Annotated in this window: 18 protein-coding genes; 6 read left to right on the forward strand and 12 right to left on the reverse strand. The window is 35.8% G+C overall.

All coding sequences use genetic code 11. From position 1 onward, the window contains the following. Positions 1-8: 8 nt before the first annotated feature. Positions 9-2,438 carry a CRISPR-associated helicase Cas3' gene (cas3, locus tag IGJ55_RS14000; RefSeq protein ID WP_430606674.1) on the reverse strand — a complete coding sequence of 810 codons (2,430 nt, stop codon included), beginning with the start codon at positions 2,436-2,438 and terminating at the stop codon, positions 9-11. 89 nt (positions 2,439-2,527) lie between these two features. Then, positions 2,528-2,698, reverse strand: a complete 171-nt coding sequence (locus IGJ55_RS14005) for a hypothetical protein (RefSeq protein ID WP_429948691.1) — start codon at positions 2,696-2,698, stop codon at positions 2,528-2,530. 266 nt (positions 2,699-2,964) lie between these two features. Here IGJ55_RS14005 and IGJ55_RS14010 point away from each other — a divergent pair, with 266 nt between their 5' ends. Further along, complete coding sequence (locus tag IGJ55_RS14010; protein WP_429948689.1) at positions 2,965-3,141, forward strand: hypothetical protein; 177 nt, start codon at positions 2,965-2,967, stop codon at positions 3,139-3,141. Between the two features lie 130 nt (positions 3,142-3,271). Here the strand turns inward: IGJ55_RS14010 and IGJ55_RS14015 are convergent, their stop codons facing one another. Beyond that, positions 3,272-3,370 carry a type I toxin-antitoxin system Fst family toxin gene (locus tag IGJ55_RS14015; RefSeq protein WP_429948687.1) on the reverse strand — a complete coding sequence of 33 codons (99 nt, stop codon included), beginning with the start codon at positions 3,368-3,370 and terminating at the stop codon, positions 3,272-3,274. A 796-nt stretch (positions 3,371-4,166) separates the two neighbouring features. Between IGJ55_RS14015 and IGJ55_RS14020 the strand changes: the two genes are divergently transcribed. From IGJ55_RS14020 to IGJ55_RS14030, 3 genes are all read left to right on the forward strand, one after another. Next, positions 4,167-4,439, forward strand: coding sequence for a hypothetical protein (locus IGJ55_RS14020; protein WP_429948685.1), 273 nt, complete (start codon positions 4,167-4,169; stop codon positions 4,437-4,439). Between the two features lie 136 nt (positions 4,440-4,575). After that, a complete protein-coding gene (gene mazE / locus IGJ55_RS14025; RefSeq protein WP_111248475.1) occupies positions 4,576-4,809 on the forward strand; it encodes a type II toxin-antitoxin system PemI/MazE family antitoxin in 234 nt (77 codons plus the stop codon). Continuing rightward, complete coding sequence (locus tag IGJ55_RS14030; protein WP_429948683.1) at positions 4,793-5,146, forward strand: type II toxin-antitoxin system PemK/MazF family toxin; 354 nt, start codon at positions 4,793-4,795, stop codon at positions 5,144-5,146. The genes mazE and IGJ55_RS14030 overlap by 17 nt, the downstream gene beginning before the upstream one ends. Before the next feature lie 54 nt (positions 5,147-5,200). On the opposite strand, the gene IGJ55_RS14035 is transcribed toward IGJ55_RS14030, so the two are convergent. The 4 genes from IGJ55_RS14035 to IGJ55_RS14050 all read right to left on the reverse strand — a co-directional run bounded on the left by IGJ55_RS14035 (position 5,201) and on the right by IGJ55_RS14050 (position 8,309). Beyond that, positions 5,201-5,326 carry a type II toxin-antitoxin system RelE family toxin gene (locus IGJ55_RS14035; protein ID WP_430606675.1) on the reverse strand — a complete coding sequence of 42 codons (126 nt, stop codon included), beginning with the start codon at positions 5,324-5,326 and terminating at the stop codon, positions 5,201-5,203. After that, on the reverse strand, positions 5,301-5,921 hold the full coding sequence (locus IGJ55_RS14040; RefSeq protein ID WP_429948681.1) for a type 1 glutamine amidotransferase family protein: 621 nt from the start codon (positions 5,919-5,921) through the stop codon (positions 5,301-5,303). Before IGJ55_RS14040 ends, IGJ55_RS14035 begins: the two co-directional genes overlap by 26 nt. 622 nt (positions 5,922-6,543) lie before the next feature. Then, positions 6,544-7,482 carry a helix-turn-helix transcriptional regulator gene (locus IGJ55_RS14045; RefSeq protein ID WP_069639382.1) on the reverse strand — a complete coding sequence of 313 codons (939 nt, stop codon included), beginning with the start codon at positions 7,480-7,482 and terminating at the stop codon, positions 6,544-6,546. Positions 7,483-7,652: 170 nt separating this feature from the next. Beyond that, positions 7,653-8,309, reverse strand: coding sequence for a Crp/Fnr family transcriptional regulator (locus IGJ55_RS14050; RefSeq protein WP_069639381.1), 657 nt, complete (start codon positions 8,307-8,309; stop codon positions 7,653-7,655). 252 nt (positions 8,310-8,561) lie between these two features. Here IGJ55_RS14050 and IGJ55_RS14055 point away from each other — a divergent pair, with 252 nt between their 5' ends. Together IGJ55_RS14055 and IGJ55_RS14060 are read left to right on the forward strand one after the other, a co-directional pair. After that, entirely contained in the window at positions 8,562-9,770 is a 1,209-nt protein-coding gene (locus IGJ55_RS14055) for an MFS transporter (protein WP_069639380.1), read from the forward strand. Between the two features lies 1 nt (position 9,771). Next, a complete protein-coding gene (locus IGJ55_RS14060; protein WP_069639379.1) occupies positions 9,772-9,954 on the forward strand; it encodes a hypothetical protein in 183 nt (60 codons plus the stop codon). A gap of 124 nt (positions 9,955-10,078) precedes the next feature. Here the strand turns inward: IGJ55_RS14060 and IGJ55_RS14065 are convergent, their stop codons facing one another. The 5 genes from IGJ55_RS14065 to IGJ55_RS14085 all read right to left on the reverse strand — a co-directional run bounded on the left by IGJ55_RS14065 (position 10,079) and on the right by IGJ55_RS14085 (position 14,371). Next, positions 10,079-10,900: a MetQ/NlpA family ABC transporter substrate-binding protein gene (locus IGJ55_RS14065; protein ID WP_069639378.1), complete on the reverse strand. Its 822-nt coding sequence runs from the start codon at positions 10,898-10,900 to the stop codon at positions 10,079-10,081. A gap of 18 nt (positions 10,901-10,918) precedes the next feature. After that, positions 10,919-11,593 carry a methionine ABC transporter permease gene (locus tag IGJ55_RS14070; protein ID WP_069639377.1) on the reverse strand — a complete coding sequence of 225 codons (675 nt, stop codon included), beginning with the start codon at positions 11,591-11,593 and terminating at the stop codon, positions 10,919-10,921. After that, positions 11,590-12,321, reverse strand: a complete 732-nt coding sequence (locus tag IGJ55_RS14075; RefSeq protein WP_069639376.1) for a methionine ABC transporter ATP-binding protein — start codon at positions 12,319-12,321, stop codon at positions 11,590-11,592. The genes IGJ55_RS14070 and IGJ55_RS14075 overlap by 4 nt, the downstream gene beginning before the upstream one ends. Before the next feature lie 15 nt (positions 12,322-12,336). Beyond that, positions 12,337-13,350 carry a lipoate--protein ligase gene (locus IGJ55_RS14080; protein ID WP_083244314.1) on the reverse strand — a complete coding sequence of 338 codons (1,014 nt, stop codon included), beginning with the start codon at positions 13,348-13,350 and terminating at the stop codon, positions 12,337-12,339. 325 nt (positions 13,351-13,675) lie between these two features. Then, positions 13,676-14,371 (reverse strand): thioesterase II family protein, encoded by a 696-nt coding sequence (locus IGJ55_RS14085; protein WP_069639375.1) that lies wholly within the window; start codon positions 14,369-14,371, stop codon positions 13,676-13,678. Between the last annotated feature and the right edge of the window lie 12 nt (positions 14,372-14,383).

A 14,383-nucleotide genomic window follows, 5' to 3' on the forward strand; every position in this document is an offset into this window, starting at 1 on the left:
CTCCTTTTTTAAAATTCTAAATAACCGCTCGCAGCTTCTGCTTCTAAATCGATGCCAAATTTCAAATCATATGCATTGCTTGTAAGGGCTAAAATATCTCCATTTAGAAGCGGATAAATACTGCCCGTTTTTTGAAGTTCCATCAGTTCGTGCTGAAACACAGTGACCATATATTGTTGCGCTTTTTTTAAAGTAGGGGCATACTCTTCTGGTCTCAACTCTCCATTTAAATCAGCGATTAGATCGTTACCTTTTTTATACGGAACAAGTACTGATGTTGTTGGGCTATCAATGACCTGAAAATATTTCCCTACTGTTTTAGGACTACTTCTAAAAGCCAATAGAGGAGCAGAGCCATGTGTTCGTTTGTAGTGTTCTAGAGCATTAGCCCCTTCACCTAATAGACTAAATAGATTGAGGGATGTCTTTTTTACTGGATAATTCAATTCATTTTTAAAACGAGCGTAATATTGATCAAAGTATCGTTTTTGAACCGTATGAGAGAGTATTTCCTCATGACCAACTTTGCTTTTTTCTTTCAGAATCTCTAGTGTAATTTCTTGGCCTTGTTTAATTTCTGGTAAATGGGTCAGATTTTCAAGGTCTGCAGAAAGATTGATTAGGTAAACTGGTTGTGGCTTGGTTTCACCATGTCGATTACAACGTCCTGCCGCTTGCGCAATTGAGTCCAATCCTGCTACTGAACGAATGACGGATTGGAAACTGATATCCACACCAGCTTCTATTAATTGTGTTGTGATGCAGATGAGTTTTGTGTCGTTCCTTTTTAGCTTTTCACGTAGTTCATCCAATAAATTTTTCCGATGTTTGGCACACATCGAGGTGCTCAAATGATACAATTCAACATTTTCTAATTGCTTATTCTCTAAATATTGATAGAGACTTCGAACAGCTTTTTTTGTATTTAAAATAATCAGCAGGTTTTCTTTTTCTGCTAACATTTCTTCGCTAAAATCTGCTAACTCTTCAAGCTTCCATGCTTCATTCGTTGTCCGATCAATGACCTCTACTCGTTTAAACTTTGATTCTACTTCTGATAAGTTGGCGACCATTTCGCCATCGGATTCTTTGGCTAATGCTCTACCGACATTTTCCAAAGATGGCTGAGTTGCTGTACATAAAACACTTGTCGTTGTGCCATAATTTTTTAAGAAGTTCAAGCTTTCATTGAATAAATGAGTGCAGTTTGTTGGAACACCTTGTGCTTCATCAAAAATAATCACTGCATTTGTTAAATTATGAAAACGACGTGGATTTCGGGTTCCTCGACTGTATATCGTATTTAGAAACTGCACCATTGTGGTAAAGATTACTGGACTTTCCCAGTTATCTTTCATTAATGCTTGTTTCTGCTCTAACGCTTCTTTTTCTGCTTCTGACTCCTCTGTTTGTCTTTCTTTCGTTTCTTCCTGATCCGTAAAAACGTTAGAATGATGTTCTAATATATTTATCTCGTCTTTTAAAATTTCTCGAACGGTTGCAGCATTTTGCTCTATAATGGTTGTGAAGGGCACGACATAAATAATGCGTTCTTTTCCATATTTGATAGCGTGATTCAACGCAAAACGTAAACTAGCCAACGTCTTTCCGCCTCCCGTTGGAATCGAAAGGGTGTAAATCCCTGTTTTTCTTTCAGAGAACGCTTTGCACTGTTCCGACATTTGACTACGAAGTTGATTGATTGGCGTGTCAGCAGTAAATGTTGAAATATATTCTTCTAAGCTTTGGCTATAGGATTGAAGTAATACGTCATTTTCATGCTGTTTAAATGTTTTATTTTCTTCAAATAACATCGTATTCGTTCGGTCCGCATCCAGAAGGCAACTATAAATGAATTTCAAAAGGAAAAAGGTATCGTTTTGTTTGACTCGGCTCTTTCCCTCAGCTTGATAAAACCCTTTCAATTCTTTTGTTGCTTCCAACAGTAATTTCTGAAACTGTTCTTCTGACATTACTTCTTGGAAAAAACGACCTTTGATTAGTTCATACTCAACAACCTCAATTTCATCTACTCGTCTGAGATAATCTGAAGTTGCTTCTCCTTCTGGGGTAAAAAAGTCTTGCAGACCTCGGCTACTATGATGGGAAATAATTGCATTGCCTACCAATTCAGCTAATATATATGAAAATGGATCACGACTATTTCTGTGGCAATAATCAAAAAGAAGCTTACCGCCAGCAGTTGAATGATCCACACTGCCACGTGTCACACTTTTCGGATCAGCCACTGCTTTTTTTAAATACTCTTGGAATTCATTTGAATATTTTCCTAGATCATGAAGTAAACCAGCTAAATAGCTAGTTTTTCTCAGTCTTATTTTTCCGCCCCAATCAGCGCTTAGTTCGGCGCATTCTGTTAGATGATCCTTTAAAAGCTGCTCTTCTCCATCCGACTTTCTCACATGGGCTATATACATACTTATTCTCCTTAATTAGTTTCTAAATGTCTTAAATACATTATATCATTTATAAAAAAAAGAACTATCTAAAATTTGAAATAGTTGAGTTAATTTTTTGATTGATAGAGAAAAAAGTAGACGACTAACAAAATTACTAATGCTAATATAAATAAATTAGAGAATTCAATTTTACGTTTCCAAAGTTTATTCACAATAACTGCAAGAAGTGCACCAATAACCACAAACAACAACTTTTCAAAAGATTCTTTATTATTCATCCACCCTATCCTTTCAATTCAATATCTATTTATATATATTTTATGCTACCAAACAAAAAACTTATTGTAAAATAAAATTTCTTAAAGTTTTAAAAAACTAATATAATATGGTATAATACTTTTAATATGTCGCATTTTCATGTGTGGATTGAAAAAATTCTATATCTATTTTCTCCAACTATCGGCGGCCCAGAATATAAAATCTGGGCCGATATTTTTATAAAAATCTAGCAACGTTAATATAAATCTAGTAATAAAGAATAGGAGTGACAAGTATATTATTCGTAGACAAAAAATTACAAAGCAACTCTATTCCCGCAGATTTTTCTACTCATACTGAAAACGAATTAACTAAAGAATCACTAATCAACGATCCTTTTTCTGAAGGTTACGAAGGTGAATTTTATGAACCCGATGAGTGGTCAGAATTAATGTTTTCATAATAAATATGTTCATAGAAAAATAAGCTTGACTACACTCTTTTTCTCATGTATCTTATACGTATAAAAGAAGAATGGTCATACACATCACTTTCTGAGAGTGATGGGGTTTATTTTGGCTTCTAGTCGCTTTCTAGTCTTGTCGATTATCAAGCCAATGTTTGAACAGTCCTAAGACCATTCCGAAAATAACCGGACCAATGATCGTTGTAAATAACAGAAGAATAGTCATGCACCTCCTTTCTGCGATACGTATCGCCATCGCAAAAGAGAAAGCGACCATTCTCAGCTTATCAAACTTTTTATCCTTCGATAATTTTTCCTCATAAATAATTCTGATTTGATCATTTACTCTAATTTACACTCAGCAGAAATAGTCAGCCAACTCAAAAAAAATTGTTATTTTTTCTTATATATAGGAGCATGATTTTCATGTTATTTAATCCCTTTCCACAAAAAAATTAATTGTGAACAAGCCACTCTTTCTGTATAATAAAATACATAGGATAGAAATAACTAACATAAATAAAAAAAATTGGCTCTTCATGGTCTGGCGCCAACCAAACCAGAAGCCTTGTTTAAACAGCAATCCCTGTAAAACAACTTTGCCAATAGCGTAAGAATAAATCTATTTTTTTGTTGTATCTTTCGATAATGACAACAAATCTTATAGTCTTTTTATCTTGCCTATTTGTAGACGATTACAGGTCACCTGTGGATCGTCTTTTTTTATTTCTATCCTAAAAATTTTGAGAAAAAGAAAAATAGGCACTTCATTGTTCGGCGCCAACCGTTCAATGAAGCCCTGAATAGAAAGCAATCCCTCTCTATCCAAGTTGCCCATTTGCCAGTACCGTAGTATCAGCTTCTTTATTGTACCTAATTCTTGTAAGAATTTCTAGACACTTTTGAAATTTTTTCTGAATGCTCAAAGAAGTTCCCTACATACTGGCATAATTCAACAATAGAGACGGACAGCTTTCCCCTTTTTCTTTCGCTCTACATACAAAGAGAAAAGGAGCATTACCATGAAAAATTCTGCAATCTGCATCAAAACTGTCCCGTATCAAGAGATTCTAAACCTTTGTGATTCACTCGAACGTTTAGAATCTTGGAAAGAACCGTTGGTAGTTCTTGAAAAGTATTTTACCAATCCAACGACACCAATCAATAAAAAACAGGTAGCCAAACACTATTACGCTAGTGCAAAATTATTTGAAACGTTTAATCAAGAGTATGAACTATTGATAGCCGAGTCACAAAAGCAATTGGCTACTATTATACAAAATCAAAAGATCTGAACAAAAAAATAAAAGAGACATTCGTTTGCGTATTTAGATAATGTAAGGGATAAAATGATCGTCTAAAGATTTAATACAACAAAAATGTAATTACAAGTAATTACATGGTATAATTGTAAAAAAAGGAGGTCATCTCATGGATACCGTAAAAGCAAGAAAACAAGGCAATGCAATCATGGTTACCTTATCAAGTAAGTTAGCTGTAAAAGAAGGTCAGGAATTTTTTTACTACAAAGATAATGAAGGAATTATTTCTCTCATTCCAAAAGTTGATGATTACTTTGCTAATGCTAAACTAGGTCAATTTACAGATAGCGATGACCATTTAGCAACTGATTTTACACCTAGAGGAAATGAACTGGATGATTAAACAAAGAGACCTTGTAACCATTGATTTTGAGCCTTCAAAAGGTAGTGAAATCAAAAAAAGACGTCCCGCTTTAGTTATGAGTCGTGATGAATACAACCTTTCTTCAAATTTAATTATTGTCTGCCCAATCACTTCAACTAAGTCGAAACGACCTTACTTTGTTTCAATAAACAATGAGGTTTTTGAGAAAGAAAGCAAAGTAAATACAAAACAAGTTTATTCATTGGATTTTACAGAAAAAGGTGGACGTAATGTTCAAGTGATTGGTCATCTACAAACAAAAGAATTTTTAAATATTGCCCAGCATTTCCTACTAAACTTCAATTTCCCTTTTTAAAACAAATGAAAGGCTTAGAAGCGAATAGCCACTTACTAAGCCTTTGTCTACTATTTATTTATAAACATCTTTTCCGTGTCCTATTGTCACAACAAAAATTGTTATTGCCTCGTCCTCTATATCCGCAATAATACGATAGTCTCCAAAGGTACTTTTAGCCAACATGATCGCTACCAGCATTTCTTAATTCTTGTTTGATTGCTTCATAGTAGCCTAACTTATAAAAGTTATACCATTGTTCCACTTCTTTTTCAGGCATTACTTGAAGTGCCAACAAAATTTCTCTTGCAAACTCTAAATGCCCAGTCCCATTGGCTGTAATCAGGTTGTTTGCTCTTATTGCTTGAACTTCTAAATAGTGATTCCCACCAGTATAACGCGCGCCAGCGTAATCTTGTAAGTCTTGTAATTGGTTACTTGTATGCTTGTGATCATTTAGTAACCCTAGACTTCCCAGATAGACAGTCGCATCACAAATCGCTGCAATCACAGCACCTTGTTGTTCCGCTTTGGCTACTAAAGCATCGACTTCTTTGGCTTTATCCGTTCGCCAAGACGTTCCACCAATTAAAATCAACGCAACAAACTCTTTTTGACACGCTTCGGCAAGCGTATAATCTGGTAATGTCGAAAAACCGCCCATTGAATGAATCGCTTGTTTTTCATTTGAAACAGTTTTAACCGTGAACCCCTCTTGCTGATTCAGGGCTGCTGCAATCGATGCTGCTTCCCAATCTGCATAATCTTCTAATAATACAAAAAACACTTCTGTCATGATTTATTCCTCCTTAATTTAAAAGCGAAGCGGGCTCGTTCAGCTCTGACAGGAAAATAGGAAAATCTAACTGAGGTGCTTTTTGCCTCATTTAGATTTTATCTTTTTCCCGAAGAGTTAGCCCGCGTAGCTAGATAACTTACGGTAACAACGTTCCGCTATGCTACACCTTGTACTTTTCAACATCTTAATAACAGGAGGAAGCAACGTTCCTTTCAGTCACCTTGTACCAATCAATATCAACTCATAACTTCGTTGTATTTCTTGGCATGTTTCAAAGCAAAAGCGAAGCGGTCTTGTTCTACTCTGACAGGAAAATAGGAAAATCTAACTGAAGTGCTTTTTGCCTCATTTAGATTTTATCTTTTTCCCGAAGCCCTTCAATCCTTAGAGCTTTAGCTCTTAGGAATTGTTGAGATCGAAGCACAGCGTAGTGCTAAGCCCGCATAGCTAGATAACATTAAAAGCGAATCGGGCACGTTCAGCTCCGACTGGAAAATAGGAAAAATCGATTGTGGTGCTTTTTACCACAAACTATTTTTATCTTTTCCCCAAGGAGCTAGCCCGCGTAGCTAGATACCTGTTGGAATTCATCATACAACAGAAGTGTGACAACTGATTGTCAGCTTTTGTAAAGAAAATACATTTCTTCGATTTTCGCTTTGACTGCATCAACTATGCTCGGCGGTTCAATAACTCGTACCTTATCCTGTAAACGTAAAATAAAATCGACCGATTTTTTATGATTTATCAGTGGAAATACAATCGTTCCAGTAGTTAAATCTTTTTCATGTTCCTGAAAAAAATCTGCCCCTAGTTTATCAATCAAATATAATTTATCTTTTTGCTCATAAGTTAAGACGATTTGCTGAACATCTGGCGATACCATCGCTTCTAAATAATCAATTTCAGACTCTCTGGTTAGCTCCACAGGGTCTAGTGGTCTAGGTTCAAATCGTTCATCTAACAGCGTATATGTTTGAATCCTTGTCAGTTTAAATAAGCGAAATGCCTTTCTTTTTAAACAAAAACCATACAGATACCAATGCGAAGTTTTAAAAATAAGCTTGTATGGTTCTATTTCCCGTTCAGAGTAGCCTTTCTTAGAATGGTATTGAATCACAATGATTTGCTGCGTTGCTATCGCTTGTCGTAAATCATCCACTTTATTTTTCCCTTCGTTTGGTTTATACCAGGAAGATAAATCGATCAGCAAATCACTTTGCGGCTGTTGTACCTTCGTATTCGGGGCAATTTTTGCCAACAAAGGACTAATTTCAGCGGATGTTGAAATACTTTGAATCGCTGAAAGTCCTGTCATAATCGTCGAAATATCCTCAGTTGAGAAAACATGTTTACTTACTTTGTAACCATCGACGATACCGTAACCGCCATGAATCCCTGAATAAGAAATAATCGGAATCCCCGCTAAATTCAGGGTTTCGATATCACGATAAATGGTTCGTTTAGATACTTCCAGCCGTTCTGCCAACCCTTTGGCGGTCATTCGGTCATTTTCCGTCAATAAATTTACCAAGCTGAGCAAGCGATCTATTTTCATAATTTCTCCTTTTCACTGTATCTATACAGATAAAAAAGGAATCCATTTGCTAAATGCTCATCGATTCCTTCTTTCTTGATTTTTCTATTATCATTATACTTCGTAACGGATTATCACACAATTTAATCCAGTAAGCAAACAGTCCAAAATCAGAATTTATCTACGTGGCTCTACAAAATAATATTATCCTTCAAAATCTCCAGATCCGTAATCACAATCTTCCGTTCCTGAATCTTGATTGCGCCTAAGTCCTTCAACTGCTGCATCATTCGATTGACGCTACTAGCAGAAGTGATCCCACAAAAATGAGCAATTTCCTCGTTCGTCACAACAAAATCAATCAATAATCCGTCATCTATTTGCACACCAAACGTATCATATAACTCATAAATCTGAGTGCAAACCGCGCCAAATTTCCCATTCATCAACATCTGCTGCATCTTTTTCATTGAATACATCAAACGCACACGATAATAATCTTTCACATACATCTGCAGTTCTTTGCTTTGATTGATATCCTTCCAAAACTGAACACGATCGATCTGATACAACTCTGCCTGCTCTGACTCGATTCGAATATTAAACGGCGCATCGATAAACTGAGAATATTCATCCCTTAAAAGCGAGACGATTTCCAAGCTATTGATATATCTAAGATTGAATTCTCGTCCATCTGGCGAAATGACGCTGGTTTTGATAATGCCGCTTTTTAAAATATAAGCATAACGGTCTTGTAACCCTTCATAAGTAAGGTACGTTCTCTTTTTCTTCACTACGACTGGAAACGAATGATCGTCTAAGTATTCTTGTAACACATGGCTATCCATCTAGTAACTCCTCACGGTTTATATGAAAATTTTCTGTAAAAGCTATTCTTATTTAAGATGATAACACATCGAAAAGCAACAACAAATGTATATGACTTTTGTTGTTCTTTTTTGTTAATGACTTTTTTTAGAAACAAATCCGCATTTTTTTTACTCATTTTTTTCGTATAGTATCCATACAACTAGCTTTCAGAAAAGAATTGTAATTTGCAATTTGAGCTTATCCTAACAAGAAAGAAGGAACGTGCAACAATGACGGAACATTCAGAAGAAAAATTATTCAATAAAGGGTTTATCAGCATTACGTTGATCAATTTTGTGGTCTATCTCGTTTATTACTTATTGATGGTAATCATCGCAGTGATTGCGCAAGATACGCTTCATGCTACTCTAGGTCAAGCTGGTCTTGCCTCAGGGATTTACATTATCGGTACTTTATTTGCTCGACTATTTATGGGAAAAATGTTGGAACTGATCGGGAGAAAAGCAGTTTTACGATACGGTGCTTTGTTTTATCTGATTACAACGATTGCTTATCTCTACATTCCAAGTATTGGGATTCTTTACCTTGTTCGTTTATTGAACGGTTTTGCTTATGGGACTGTGTCAACGGCAACCAATGCGATTGTCACTGCTTATATTCCTAAATCAAAACATGGGGAAGGAATCAATTATTATGGATTAAGCACGAGTTTAGCTGCTGCGATCGGTCCATTTATTGGAATGGTCCTTCTGAACACAATGAGTTTTTATTTTATTATTCTATTTTCGATTATATTGATTCTATTTACTACCATTGCTTGTTTTATCTTCCCAGTAAAAAATATTCAATTAAGTCCCGAACACAAAGCAAGCTTGGCTCGCTTTAGTGTGGATAGTTTCATTGAAAAGAAAGTTTTATTTATCTCCTTTATCGCTTTTTTGATGGGTCTTTCTTATTCTAGTGTGTTATCGTTTCTTTCTTCTTACGCTAAAGCAATCGACCTTGTTAGTGCTAGTTCATTTTTCTTCGTGGTCTATGCGTTAGTGATTACTGCGACACGACCTTTATCTGGTCGAATCTTTGATGCCCATGGCGAAAATGCTGTGATGTATCCTAGTTTTATTTTTCTAACGACAGGTTTACTTTTATTGAGCATGACCACAACTAGTTGGATGTTACTAGTTTCAGGAGGTTTGATCGGTTTGGGCTACGGAACATTTATGTCTAATGGGCAAGCGATTTGTCTAAAGGTCAGCCCAAATAGTCATCGAATCGGTATTGCCTTATCTACCTATTTTATCGGTTTAGACCTTGGTCTTGGGGTCGGGCCTTATCTTTTAGGTGAGCTACGTAGCATTACATCATTTTCAGGATTGTATTTGACTGCAAGTATTATTCCTGTCGTTTGTATCGTTCTTTATGCTTTATTCTATCGCTCTAAAACACCTGCCAAAGAAATACTTACAAAGGAGAATTAACATGAGTACAGATGAACGAATGTTAGAAGTGTTACAAAAAACCTTAGTCAAAATCGAAGAATTGAATACTCGTATCGGACATATTGAAAGTGATCTTACATCAATCGATCATTATCAAGCAACCCTTAGTCAGTATGCACAAGAGATTAAATTAGTAACTGAAAATAATAATATTATAGGGTAAAACCTATAACTCTAGATGTACGACAGGTTTGGATTTGCTATATTAGTAATAAATTGTCACTAAAAAAAGATCCGAATGCGCAGTTTAGTTGCTGTTCATTCAGATCTTTTTTTCAGTTATTTTTCTAAAATGCTGGTGTTAATGTTTCACTATATTTTGTTTCTAGTAATTCTCGAACTTCATCGCTTGTCATCGCTTTTTTCAAGGCGTTGATTTTATCAGAGTCTTTATTATCTTCTCGGGCAACTAAACTGATAGCAAAGCGGTCATCAACCTTCTTCTCTAATAGAATCGCATCTTTTGGTGTCAAACCGATTTTAGCAATATAAGTTGGATAATTATAAATCATCGCAATGTCTTTCTCATTATAGGCTTCTGCCAGATTTAATAAATCAACGGATACCCATTCAAAATTTTGTGGATTATCCACAATATCTTTGATGGTACCATTAAACCCCACACCTTCTTTTAATGTGATCAATCCAGCATCGTCTAAGATTGCTAATGCCCGGCCTTCATTAGAAATATCACTTGGTAATGCAATTTTTGCCCCGTCAGGTAAGTCTTTGACATCTTGGTAGTCTTTAGAATAAAAGCCCACTTTGGCATTATATATTTTTTGAACGACAACTAAGTTGCCTTCTTTTTCTTCGTTGAATTTTTGCATGAAGGGCTCATGTTGGGCAAAGTTCGCATCGATTTCTTTGGCATTCAATAGTTCATTGTATTGAATATTATCATTCACTTGGACTAGTTCTACTTTGTATCCGTCTTCAATATTTTTGCCTGCTAATTCAACAACTTCAACCGTAGACGGAATATGAGAAGCCACTTTGATCACTTTGTCGGCCTGTTTTCCTGTATCTGACGTTTTTTTCTGTCCATTGCATCCTGCTATCACTAATCCTGCTACTACCAAAAGACTAATCAATACTTTCTTTTTCATGTTTTTTTCTCCTAACGCTTATTTTTTATTTATTTTTTTTGCGAACCAGCTACCGCTGATTTGAATCAAACTGACAAAAATGATCATTAGAACGATCGCGGTGTACATAACAGCATACTCATAGCGCTGATAGCCATAACGCAACGCAAAATCCCCAATGCCACCACCACCGATCACACCCATAACAGTTGAATAGGAAACCATACTAATAACCACCGATGTCAGGGCTAAAACTAAACCAGATCGTGCTTCCACATATAAAAATCTGAAAATCAATTGAAGCTTTGTGCTCCCTAAAGATTGAGCAAGTTCTAAAATATCATTTGGAATTTCTAATAACATTTGTTCCACGAGTCTTGCATATAATGCAATAGCTACAAAGCTTAATGGCAATGCAGCAGCATAAGTTCCAAAAGCTGTTCCTAATACTAAACGTGTAAAAGGAATCAACGCAACGACAAACAACAAAAACGGAAAGGAACGAACAATGTTGATATACCCATTTAATACAATCCCGATCCACTTATTGGTTTTAGTCGGTATTTTCTTTGTCAGATAAACAAAGGTTCCAAGCGGTAAACCAAGGACAATTGCCGCGATAATAGAAATTAGAATCATTATTCCGCTTTCTAATAACGCTTTGCTCAACTCAGGTAGATAATAGTTAATTTTCTCTATATATTCTGTCATCATCCTAAACTCTCCCGAACTCTTTCATAATAAGAACCGAATTGCTGTTGTTGATTGTCCTTGGAAATAGTCATTGTTTCTACGACTTTGCCTTTTTCTAAAATCGCTGTTCGGTCACACAATTGCTTGATCAAACTCAACTCATGACTGACTATCACCATTGTCGTGCCGAACGTTTGATTGATTTTCCGTAATAATTCCATAATGTCATATGCATTTTGCCCATCCAAAGCTGAAGTTGGTTCATCACACAGTAAAATTTTAGGCTGTGTAATCAACGCACGAGCAATGCCAACTCGTTGTTTTTCACCGCCACTAAGCTGGCTGGGGTAATGCTCGGCTTTATCCGATAAGCGGACAAACTTAAGAACTTCTTGAACTTGCTGTTGTTCATAGGTCTTATTTAACCGTAATGGTAGTCCCACATTTTCACTTACCGTTTGATTATGAAGTAGATTAAATTGTTGGAAAATCATCCCGATTTGTTTACGGCTTCGGCGCTTTTCTGCTTCACTCAACTGCAGTAAATCCGTCCCTGCTACTTTTACGACACCTTGGCTGGGCTGTTCCAATGTATTGATCATTCGCAGTAAGGTGGACTTACCAGAACCACTTTCACCAATCACGCCAAACAATTCATGCTCCTGAATCTGAAGGTCAACCTTATCCAGCGCAGTGATGATCGTTCCATGATGCGTATAGCTTTTTGTGACTTGTTCAAAAGTAATCATTTCATTTCCTCCAACTTAATCGACCAGCAACTGAATAAATTCAGTTTTCGAAACATTGTTAAAATATTGACCTATTGTAATATCCGCCAGTGCTTGCTCGATTGCCTCTTGCTCATAATTACAGCCCACCAATAAGTCTGACAGTTCCTTTGTATCTTTTTGACTAAAATAATCGCCATAGATGGTAATTGCTATAATTCGGCCTTTCTCTACTGAAATATTCGCTTCTATTAGTCCGCCTTTGAATTTCTCTTCTCGTTTGATCGTATAATTTGGTTCCTCTCCAAATATCCAAGCATCGTTCCCATAAATATCGGCTACTAATTGATCAATAGCTTGCTCATCTTCTAGAGTCAAATGGTATTCCTGTGTTTGGATAGACTCCATAGTTTCAGCATTAAATAAGTGTAGCAACAAATAATCTCGAAACGCTTCTGTAGAAATCCCTTGATATTCTTTAGCTAAATAAGGTTTGAGATTAGTTACTCGGCTTCTGACAGATTTCGTGCCTTTTGATGCTAATTTTTTTTCAGAAACAGTCAACACCCGACTAACCTCATCTAAATCAACATTCAACATCAACGTTCCATGTGAATACATTTTTTTATTTTTCGTATACATCGCATTGCCAGAAAATTTTTTCCCATCAATCAATAGATCATTGCGGCCGCTGATCTGCGCACCAGTTGCGCCTAGCTTGTGTAAGGCGTCAATGATCGGCTGTGTAAACAACTTGAAATCACCAAAAGACTCATGGTCTGCATTCACTACAAAACTAAAACTCAAATTACCTAGATCATCGTAAACCGCTCCGCCGCCAGATAATCTTCTCGTAACAGTAATCTGATGCTCATTTGCATAACTTAGATCGACTTCTGCCCGCACATTCTGATTACGCCCAACAATTACACATGGTTTTTGAATGTAAAATAAAATAAGCGGTTCATCAAACGTTCGCTGATTCAGCAAATACTGTTCCGTTGCTAAATTTCTGCGGATGTCATGGGAAGTCATAATAACATAATACATTTTGCGCTCCTTTTCTGATTGCCAAGATCTACAAACTAATTAAAGTGCTTTCAAAGTAAAAATTGGAAAGATTCTGATAATTGAACTATCAGGATCAGTCTATCATTCCTAATTATAATATTACGCCTATTTGCTCAAAAAAACTCTATATTATAAGGAAAAACGATATTTTATATAACAGAAATTTGAACTTGAAACAGTTTTTAGTACACAGAAAATTGATTATTCTCTTTTTTGACAAAAAAAGAGAATGGAGCATAACTCTACGAGCTACACCCCAATCCCTTAGAAGCTGAACAAATACTTTTTACGTGTTCTTCTATTTCTACTTGATTTCATCTAATTTTCGTTTAATTGCAAAAAGAATCTCCTGAACATTATTTCGGATAAAAAAATGGTCTCCTTGAAAAAATAACTGTTGACAATTTTCACCTATCAGTTCGATCCACTGATCTAATTCACTACTAGCTTCTTGTGTACCATTCAAAATAAGAACAGAACAACCTATCTCTTGCTTGGTCCAGTTAAACTTAAATTGATTCAATAAAACCAGGTCTTCTCTCAGATAGTCCGTTACTAATTCTAAAAGTTCCACCTCTTGAAAAACTTCTTTTGGAATTCCACCTAATTGAAAGAAAAACTGATTAAACTTCTTGACTGGCGCACTTAAGATTGATTCATAACTCTTTGACCGAAATATTTCTGTTCCTGAAAATATCAGACATTTAGGCTGTTTGATTGCCCTAGCGATGAGTTTTTTATAAATATCTGCAACCACTCTAGCCCCCATACTATGCCCAAATAATATATATTCTCTGGTAAAATCCACACAATCTAACACTTGTTTAAGTGTTTTGTCGATCAATGCCCGCCACGTCAATGGCCTATCTGCAAAACTTCTGCGTCCACGCCCATCATATTCAATTTGAATAATTTCAAATTGTTCATCATTCAATTCTAGCCATTCTTTATAAGGATTTACGATACTACCTGCATAAGGAAACATAACTAACTGAATCATTGGCTTTCTCCT

The organism is Enterococcus sp. AZ170, from assembly GCF_050545135.1.
GTDB classification, from domain to species: domain Bacteria; phylum Bacillota; class Bacilli; order Lactobacillales; family Enterococcaceae; genus Enterococcus_L; species Enterococcus_L ureilyticus.

What these genes read in the sequence shown, in the direction of transcription:
- IGJ55_RS14040 (WP_429948681.1), bottom strand. Translation starts at nt 5,921, where the DNA reads ATGACAGAAGTGTTTTTTGTATTATTAGAAGATTATGCAGATTGGGAA.
- IGJ55_RS14020 (WP_429948685.1), top strand. Translation starts at nt 4,167, where the DNA reads ATGAAAAATTCTGCAATCTGCATCAAAACTGTCCCGTATCAAGAGATT.
- IGJ55_RS14080 (WP_083244314.1), bottom strand. Translation starts at nt 13,350, where the DNA reads ATGTATTATGTTATTATGACTTCCCATGACATCCGCAGAAATTTAGCA.
- cas3 (WP_430606674.1), bottom strand. Translation starts at nt 2,438, where the DNA reads ATGTATATAGCCCATGTGAGAAAGTCGGATGGAGAAGAGCAGCTTTTA.
- IGJ55_RS14075 (WP_069639376.1), bottom strand. Translation starts at nt 12,321, where the DNA reads ATGATTACTTTTGAACAAGTCACAAAAAGCTATACGCATCATGGAACG.
- IGJ55_RS14050 (WP_069639381.1), bottom strand. Translation starts at nt 8,309, where the DNA reads ATGGATAGCCATGTGTTACAAGAATACTTAGACGATCATTCGTTTCCA.
- IGJ55_RS14065 (WP_069639378.1), bottom strand. Translation starts at nt 10,900, where the DNA reads ATGAAAAAGAAAGTATTGATTAGTCTTTTGGTAGTAGCAGGATTAGTG.
- IGJ55_RS14035 (WP_430606675.1), bottom strand. Translation starts at nt 5,326, where the DNA reads ATGCTGGTAGCGATCATGTTGGCTAAAAGTACCTTTGGAGACTATCGT.
- IGJ55_RS14070 (WP_069639377.1), bottom strand. Translation starts at nt 11,593, where the DNA reads ATGATGACAGAATATATAGAGAAAATTAACTATTATCTACCTGAGTTG.
- IGJ55_RS14060 (WP_069639379.1), top strand. Translation starts at nt 9,772, where the DNA reads ATGAGTACAGATGAACGAATGTTAGAAGTGTTACAAAAAACCTTAGTC.
- IGJ55_RS14030 (WP_429948683.1), top strand. Translation starts at nt 4,793, where the DNA reads ATGAACTGGATGATTAAACAAAGAGACCTTGTAACCATTGATTTTGAG.
- IGJ55_RS14015 (WP_429948687.1), bottom strand. Translation starts at nt 3,370, where the DNA reads ATGACTATTCTTCTGTTATTTACAACGATCATTGGTCCGGTTATTTTC.
- IGJ55_RS14045 (WP_069639382.1), bottom strand. Translation starts at nt 7,482, where the DNA reads ATGAAAATAGATCGCTTGCTCAGCTTGGTAAATTTATTGACGGAAAAT.
- IGJ55_RS14005 (WP_429948691.1), bottom strand. Translation starts at nt 2,698, where the DNA reads ATGAATAATAAAGAATCTTTTGAAAAGTTGTTGTTTGTGGTTATTGGT.
- IGJ55_RS14085 (WP_069639375.1), bottom strand. Translation starts at nt 14,371, where the DNA reads ATGATTCAGTTAGTTATGTTTCCTTATGCAGGTAGTATCGTAAATCCT.
- mazE (WP_111248475.1), top strand. Translation starts at nt 4,576, where the DNA reads ATGGATACCGTAAAAGCAAGAAAACAAGGCAATGCAATCATGGTTACC.
- IGJ55_RS14055 (WP_069639380.1), top strand. Translation starts at nt 8,562, where the DNA reads ATGACGGAACATTCAGAAGAAAAATTATTCAATAAAGGGTTTATCAGC.